General features: G+C 51.3%; 8 protein-coding genes, 1 tRNA gene and 1 pseudogene. All 10 read left to right on the top strand.

The window, feature by feature from the left end:
- A pseudogene (locus VFS25_RS13065) lies at positions 1–246 on the top strand ((Fe-S)-binding protein); the annotation flags it as partial.
- 16 nt (positions 247–262) lie between these two features.
- Positions 263–1057 carry a (Fe-S)-binding protein gene (locus tag VFS25_RS13060; protein WP_326462593.1) on the top strand — a complete coding sequence of 265 codons (795 nt, stop codon included), beginning with the start codon at positions 263–265 and terminating at the stop codon, positions 1055–1057.
- Positions 1058–1078: 21 nt separating this feature from the next.
- Complete coding sequence (locus VFS25_RS13055) at positions 1079–1588, top strand: hypothetical protein (RefSeq protein ID WP_326462592.1); 510 nt, start codon at positions 1079–1081, stop codon at positions 1586–1588.
- A gap of 59 nt (positions 1589–1647) precedes the next feature.
- A tRNA-Gly gene (locus VFS25_RS13050) sits at positions 1648–1720 on the top strand.
- Positions 1721–1813: 93 nt separating this feature from the next.
- Positions 1814–3235, top strand: a complete 1422-nt coding sequence (gene miaB / locus VFS25_RS13045; protein ID WP_326462591.1) for a tRNA (N6-isopentenyl adenosine(37)-C2)-methylthiotransferase MiaB — start codon at positions 1814–1816, stop codon at positions 3233–3235.
- 46 nt (positions 3236–3281) lie between these two features.
- A complete protein-coding gene (locus tag VFS25_RS13040; protein ID WP_326462590.1) occupies positions 3282–4517 on the top strand; it encodes a sigma-54 dependent transcriptional regulator in 1236 nt (411 codons plus the stop codon).
- A gap of 54 nt (positions 4518–4571) precedes the next feature.
- Positions 4572–5057 carry an LptE family protein gene (locus VFS25_RS13035; protein ID WP_326462589.1) on the top strand — a complete coding sequence of 162 codons (486 nt, stop codon included), beginning with the start codon at positions 4572–4574 and terminating at the stop codon, positions 5055–5057.
- A gap of 37 nt (positions 5058–5094) precedes the next feature.
- Positions 5095–6420 (top strand): hypothetical protein, encoded by a 1326-nt coding sequence (locus VFS25_RS13030; protein WP_326462588.1) that lies wholly within the window; start codon positions 5095–5097, stop codon positions 6418–6420.
- 26 nt (positions 6421–6446) lie between these two features.
- Positions 6447–6806: a preprotein translocase subunit SecG gene (secG, locus tag VFS25_RS13025; protein WP_326462587.1), complete on the top strand. Its 360-nt coding sequence runs from the start codon at positions 6447–6449 to the stop codon at positions 6804–6806.
- Between the two features lie 66 nt (positions 6807–6872).
- Complete coding sequence (gene mltG, locus VFS25_RS13020; protein WP_326462586.1) at positions 6873–7943, top strand: endolytic transglycosylase MltG; 1071 nt, start codon at positions 6873–6875, stop codon at positions 7941–7943.
- The last annotated feature ends 148 nt before the right edge of the window (positions 7944–8091 follow it).

Genomic DNA, 8091 nt, shown 5'->3' with positions numbered 1-8091 from the left:
GCGCTGTTGCGCGATTATATTTCCGAAGAGGAGCTGCGCGCCTGCACCACGTGCAATGCCTGCGTGCAGGAGTGCCCGGTAAGCATTAACCCGCTGCATATTATTTTACAGCTGCGCCGCCACCTGGTAATGGAAGAGTCCAGCGCACCGGCAGAGTGGAACATGATGTTCAGCAACATTGAAAATAATATGGCTCCCTGGAAATTCTCTCCCGACGACCGTGACCAGTGGGCAACAGGCAATTAACAATAAACTGATTTGTATGACGATAAAAACAATGGCCGAATACGCCGCCGGCGGCGAAACACCGGAAGTGCTGTTTTGGGTGGGCTGCGCCGGCAGCTTTGATCAGCGGGCGCAAAAGATCACCCGGGCCTTTGCCGCCATCCTGGAAAAGGCAGGCATCCGCTTTGCCATACTGGGCAAGGAAGAAAGCTGCACCGGCGATCCTGCCCGCAGGGCCGGCAACGAGTTCATTTTCCAGATGATGGCGCAAAACAACATACAGGTGCTCAATGGCTATGGCGTTAAAAAGATTGTGACCACCTGTCCGCATTGCTTCAACATTTTCCGCAATGAGTACCCCGAGCTGGGCGGCGCTTATGAAGTGATGCACCATACTACTTTTTTACAGCAGCTGATAGATGAAGGCAAAATAAAAATAACGGAAGGCGGCGCCTTCAAAGGCCGCCGCATTACCTACCACGACTCGTGCTACCTGGGCCGGGCCAATAATATATATGAAGCTCCCCGTAAAGTGCTGGAAGCGCTGGACGCCGAGCTGGTGGAAATGAAACGCTGCCGCAGCAATGGGCTGTGCTGCGGCGCCGGCGGCGCGCAAATGTTCAAGGAAGAGGAAAAAGGCACTACCCGCGTAAACTTTGAGCGGGGCCGTGAAGCCGTGGAAACCGGCGCTGCCGTTATTGCCTCCAACTGCCCTTTTTGTATGACCATGCTTACAGACGGCGTAAAGGAGCAGGGTAAGGAAGACAGCGTGCAGGTGCTGGACATTGCGGAAATTGTAGCCAAACAGCTGGACAATTCATCATTACCATGAATATCGTAGCTTTGCATTATTATGACGATCGCACAAATAAAGCAATTATTGCCCGCGGATTTTGCACCCGACTCCCGGGTATGGATATACCAGAGTAACCGCCCGTTCAATGAGCGGGAAGTGCTTGAAATAAACGAGCAGCTACACCAGTTTGCCAGCCAGTGGCAATCGCACGGCACTCCTGTAAAAGGGTTCGGGCAGCTGTTTTTTAACCAGGTAATTGTGCTGATGGCCGACGAAAGCGCCACCGGCGTTAGCGGCTGCAGCACAGACAGCTCCGTACGCGTTATCAAAAGCCTGGAACGCCAGTATGAGGTAAATTTATTTGACCGCCTGCTGCTGGGCTTTGTGGTGAAAGATCACCTGCAGCTGCTGCCCATGGCCCAGGTAGGCTACGCTTTTGAAAAAGGCTTTATTAATGAAAACACCCTGTACCTGAACAATACCGTGCTTACCAAACAAGAGCTGGAAGAAAAGTGGCTGATCCCTGTTAAAAACAGCTGGGTGATGAAGAAGGTAGCCAGCGTATAGGTTTTCTGAATTAATTTTTTACATTTGATGCCCGGTTTGCTCCATGAGCAAACCGATAAGCGGGAATAGCTCATTTGGTAGAGCGACGGCTTCCCAAGCCGTAGGTGGCGGGTTCGAGCCCCGTTTCCCGCTCATTCTCTCTTTCTCTTCTCTCCCTCGCTGCCATTCTGTCATTTTTCCATTTAATTCATTACTTTTGCTATTCTAAAATTTTCTGACAGAATAATGCTGGAACAGGTAACAAAAGTGCATGATGAAAGCCGCCAGGGTGAAGCATTTGCCCCGCAAACGGCTGTTGAACAAACTTATCACAAGAAATTCTACATAGAAAGCTATGGTTGCCAAATGAACTTCAACGATAGCGAGATTGTGGCTTCCATAATGAACGGGGAAGGCTTTGGCGCTACCCGCAACTATGAGGAAGCCGACCTTATACTGCTCAACACCTGCTCCATCCGCGAAAAGGCGGAGCAAACCGTGCGCAAGCGCCTGCAGGAATTCCGCAAGCTGAAGCAAAGCAATCCCGGTATGCTGGTAGGCGTATTAGGCTGTATGGCCGAACGCCTGAAAGCCAAGCTGCTGGAAGAAGAAAAGTTGGTAGACCTGGTGGTGGGCCCGGACGCGTACCGCACCCTGCCCGCGCTGGTGGAGGAAGCCGCCACCGGACAGAAGGCCGTGAACGTGCTCCTGAGCCGCGAAGAAACCTATGCAGACATCAGCCCTGTAAGACTGGACAGCAACGGCGTTACCGCCTTTGTATCTATCATGCGGGGCTGTAACAATATGTGCACCTTTTGCGTGGTGCCCTTTACCCGCGGCCGCGAGCGCAGCCGCGATCCCTACTCCATTGTACAGGAAGCAGCGGCGTTGTTCAACGGCGGTTACCGTGAGGTAACGCTGCTGGGACAGAATGTTGACTCTTACTACTGGGTAGGCGTATCACCCGAAAACCAACAGGAGGAGATCATCACCTTTGCCGGCCTGCTCGAAAAAGTAGCGCAGATCAGTCCCTTGCTGCGCGTGCGCTTCAGCACCTCCCATCCTAAAGACATTACCGATGAGGTGCTGCACACCATGGCCAGGTACGAAAATATCTGCAATTACATTCACCTGCCGGTACAAAGCGGCAGCACCCGCGTACTGCAGCTCATGAACCGCACCTATACCCGGGAATGGTACATGAAAAAAGTGGAGCGCATCCGCGAAATACTGCCCGACTGCGGCCTCTCTACCGACATTATCACCGGCTTTTGCACAGAAACGGAAGAAGACCACCAGGACACGCTGAGCATGATGGAATTTGCGAAGTACGACCTCGCCTATATGTTCTTTTACTCCGAGCGCCCGGGCACGCTGGCTGCCCGTCGCTACCAGGATGATGTGCCGGAAGAAGTAAAAAAACGCAGGCTGGCCGAAGTAGTGGAGCTGCACCGCAAACATGCCCTGGAAAGTATGCAGAAAGATGTTGGAAAAACGTTTAAGGTACTGGTGGAAGGTCCTTCCAAACGCTCTGTCGACGACCTGTTCGGAAGGAATGACCAGAATAAGGTGATCGTTTTTCCAAAAGAAAACTATGAAAAGGGACAATATGTGCAGGTAAAGGTTGTAGATTGTACCGCCGCTACCTTAATAGGAAAGGTAGTGTAGGGTCATACCTTTTGATTTTAAAAACAGTAAGCCGGAGGCTGATGCTATGGAAATACAGTCGATTAAGAACAGATTTGGCATTATCGGAAACTCACCTGCATTAAACTATGCCCTGCAGGTGGCGGCGCAGGTAGCCAACACCGACCTCACAGTTATGATTTTCGGGGAAAGCGGTGTGGGTAAGGAAGTATTTTCTACTATTATTCATGCATTAAGCGCCCGGAAACATAACCCGTTTATTGCCGTTAACTGCGGCGCCATCCCGGAAGGAACAATTGACTCGGAACTGTTTGGCCACGAAAAAGGTTCCTTTACCGGTGCGGTGGACAGCCGTAAAGGATATTTTGAAACCGTGAACGGCGGCACCATTTTCCTGGATGAAATTGGCGAAATGCCCCTGGGCACCCAGGCCCGCCTGCTGCGCGTGCTGGAAACCGGGGAGTTCATCCGCGTGGGCTCGTCCAAGGTACAGAAAACAGATGTGCGCGTAATAGGAGCCACTAACCGCGACCTGCTGGAACAAACGCAGCACGGCAAGTTCCGGGAAGACCTGTACTACCGCCTGAACACGGTGCCCATTCGCGTACCTGCACTGCGCGACCGTAAGGAAGATATTCCCCTGCTGTTCCGCAAGTTCTCCGTGGATTTTTCAGAACGCTACAAAACCCCCTCTATACAGCTGGATGATGAAGCGCGCAATATGCTCGTGAACTATCCCTGGCGGGGAAATGTGCGTGAGCTGAAGAACATGGCGGAGCAAATATCGGTGCTGGCGCAGGATAAAACAGTAACGGCCCGGGAGCTGCAGCGCTTTTTACCGGAGCTGCCGCAAACACAGCGCCTGCCTATGCTGGCCGCACCGCAGCAGCAGGGCGCCGGCGATTTTGCAAGTGAACGCGACATCCTTTATAAGCTGTTCTTTGACATGAAAAAGGATGTGAACGAGCTGAAGAAAATGTTCTTCGACATCCTGCAAAATCCCAACCTGGCGCATACGGCCGCTTACCACCAGGATAATAACCACGATCATATGCTGCACAATTATACGCCGGCGGAAAACAGCAATGTGCTGCCCGCGCCGTCGCGTATTATTTTGCCGGATCATGAGATAGACCATCATGAGGAAGTGGAAGAAACCCTTTCCATTGCCGACAAGGAAAAAGAGCTGATTGTAAAAGCGCTGAAAAAACATAAAGGAAAAAGAAAAGACGCGGCCCTGGACCTGGGTATTTCAGAACGGACCTTGTACCGTAAGCTGAAAGAGTATAATATTGGAGATTGATTTATTACATTTTTGATGAGCAACATAACCAGATTATTAAAAGGAACAATAACCATGCTGCTGTTAACAGCGCTGGGCGGATGTTCTGTAAAATATTCCCTGACGGGCGCCAGCATAGACCAGGGAGCCAAAACCGTAAATGTGCGTTTTATCGAGAACCGTGCGCCCATTACCAACCCTACCCTGAGCCAGCGGGTAACGGAAAAGCTGCGTAACAAAATACAGTCGCAAACCAAGCTCACACAGATCAACGAGGATAATGCCGATTATGAGTTCAAAGCCACAATAACCGGTTACAACTTCTCCAATGCCGCTGTTACCAATGTAGATAAGGCAGCCACTTCCCGTTTAACCGTTACCATTAACGTTGTGTTTGTAAAACGCGTAGGCGATAAAAAGGGCTGGACACAACCTTTTTCACAGTCTGCCGACTTCCGCGCCGACCAGCTGCCAAGCCAGGTCGAAAACCAGCTGCTGGATGAAACCATTCTTCCGCAAATAACAGACGCTATTTTTAACAGGGCATTTGCCAACTGGTAACATACAGATATAAGAAATATTCATATTTTAGCAGTATATGACCGCAAACAGGATCATTGAGCATATTTTCCGGGAGCCGTCACTCCCAATGGTGTCCGAAGCTGCCCTGGAGGACATGGTAGCGGAGTACCCGTATTTTACAGCTGCCCGCCTGCTGCTGGCGCAAAAACATTACGACCGGTACCTGAACCTGCATGCCCCTGCTATAAAGAAAGCGCAGCTGTACAGCAATAACCCGCACTACTTTTACCAGTTTATAACCGGTGAGCTGGAGAAAAAAGCCACGCCCGCTGTTACTTCGCTGATAGACTCGCCTTTTACGGCAACCACCTTTACCCCTGCGGACCCCACGCCTTTGGAGGGCCTGGATATACCCGCTGCAGCAACGCCGCAAAAGGAAGAGGCCATAGCCGATACCGCAGCAGCCATGCCTCCTGCAGATGAAACTACGGAGGTGCCCGCCGCAACAGTGGCCGGTACCGGCATTACACCCGGGGTAGCCGACGAAATTGAGTCGGTTGTGGATGAATGGGCGGAAGAGCCGGCAGCAGACGCCGGCGCCACCGCCAGCCAGTTGGACTTTGAAGCAGTAGTAGATGACTGGGGTAAAACCGTAACGCCGGATGCGGCGGCAACAGCGCCCGCAGCTGAGCAGGAGGATGAATGGGCCGATGAGGAAGATACCGGTTCTGTTAGCGAGCAGGTAGCAGCCGCGTATATGCATGAGCCACCTGTAGCTGAAAGTGCACCGGAACCCGCTGAAAACGTGCAGGAACCGGTAGCAGCAGGCACGCCGGAACATACGGAACACGCAGCATCACAGGCTGCCGGGCAGCAGCCGGAAGCCCCTGCCCAACCGCACGCCTCCGAAGCAGCTGCTGAAGAACCCCTGAAGATATTCCCGCTGGAAATACCGGAAGAAGAAACAACGCTAACCTTTCAACCCCTGTATACAGACGATTATTTTGCCTATAAAAAGCTGAAAGAGCCGGAACAGGCAGATGATCTGAACGAAAAGGGCGCAGCAGAAATGCGGAGCTTTACGGATTGGCTGCGGGAAATGAAACAGGGCTTTGCCCAAAAAGCCAACAGGGACTGGTATCATGAGCAGCTGAGCCGCAGCTATGTAGACGCTGATCCTGAAGTATCTGAAACCGTGGAAAAGATGGCCATGGAGTCTATTACCCTGAACGATGATATTGTTTCAGAAACGCTGGCGGAGGTATGGGCGCGGCAGCGGCAGTATAAGACGGCCATCCAGATATATCAAAAATTAAGTTTGCTTAATCCCGGCAAAAGCACTTATTTTGCGCAAAAGATCCAGGAATTGCGGACATTGCAGCTGGAGTCTGAAAACCAATAAAATTAACAGGAAATACTAATAAACTTATGTTATTACTCTTTGGTATTGTGATCATTCTGGCATGTGTGCTGCTTGGTTTCTTTGTACTGGTACAGAACCCGAAAGGCGGCGGCTTATCCGGCACCTTCGGCGGTTTTGGCAACCAGGTAATGGGCGTACGCCAAACTACAGACGTACTGGAAAAAGGTACCTGGATTCTGGCAATCATCATTGCAGTGTTGTGCCTGGCCTCTTCTGCCTTTATCGGCAAAAGCACCGTTACACCGCAGTCCAAAACCATTATGGAACAGAATGCGGGCCGTCCGTTACCGCCGCCTGCCGCACCGGCTACCCTGCCCGGTACAACACCGGCTCCTCAACAGCAACCGGCTCCTCAAAAGAAATAATGCTGTATATTTAACTATATTCAGACCTCGCCGTTAAAAAGCGAGGTTTTTTTATGGAAAACCGCTATGGCAACTACAACAAAGAAAAACAACGCGACTAAAAAATCATCAAAAAGAAGCTCCTGGGTACGGCGTGCCGTAGTGATTATTTGTGCCCTTATTGCGGGCGTGCTGGTATTTATAGCATACCGCGTATTTGGGCCCAACACCAAAGCTTTCGGCGATAAAAAATACTTTTACATACGCACCGGCAGCACCTATGCCGATGTGCTGGACGGGCTGGAGGAACAGAACATTGTGAGCAGCCGTAACAGCTTTGACTTTACAGCCCGGCGGCTGGGGTACCCCACCCGCGTAAAGGCAGGACGCTACCAGATCAAATGGGGCATGAGCAATTTTGAGATTGTAAAGCTGCTGCGCTCCGGCAAACAGGCGCCTGTACAGCTGGTGATCACCAAGCTGCGCACCAAAAACGATTTTGTAAGAAAGATCTCCGCCAACCTGGAGGCCGACTCCACTGCCCTGCGCATACTTATGCAGGATGATATATACCTGCGCCAGTTCGGGCTTGACACCAATACCGTTATGTGCGCCATCGTGCCCAATACCTACGAGTATTACTGGAACACTTCGGCCGAAGCCGCCTTTGAAAAGCTGGAAAAAGAAAGGGAACATTTCTGGAATACCGAACGCAGAACCAAGGCCAAACAGCTGGGCCTCAGCATTAACCAGGTTACCGTACTGGCGTCTATTGTTGAGGAAGAAACGAACAAGAATGATGAAAAGCCCCTGATCTCCAGCGTGTACCTGAACCGCTACCGGAAAGGCATGCGCCTGCAGGCCGACCCCACCGTGAAATTTGCCCTGCAGGATTTTGGGCTGAAGCGTATCAGGGAAGCACACACGCTATTTGACTCCCCGTACAATACCTATCAATACCCCGGTCTTCCGCCGGGCCCTATATGCACGCCTTCTGTTAAAACGCTGGATGCGGTGCTGAATACACCTGATACAGACTATATGTACTTCTGCGCACGGTCTGATTTTTCGGGCTACCACGCCTTTGCCGCCACGTATAAGGAGCACCTGGCAAATGCGCACAAATACCAGGCGGCGCTGAACCAGGCCGGGTATTAATTAAGAATGAATAATTAATAATGAAGGTGATTGAAGCGGAGGTAAGCGGTATGAAGTAAATTTAAATCATGCTCAATCTCAAAAAACTTATACGCAGCACCCGGCTATACCAAAGGCTGGTGAACATCAGCAAAAGACTGGTGTTGCC

Source organism: Chitinophaga sp. (assembly GCF_035761305.1).
Lineage (GTDB): Bacteria > Bacteroidota > Bacteroidia > Chitinophagales > Chitinophagaceae > Chitinophaga.
The sequence above is the reverse complement of the archived record's forward strand: the minus strand, read 5'-3'. Positions and strand labels throughout refer to the sequence as shown.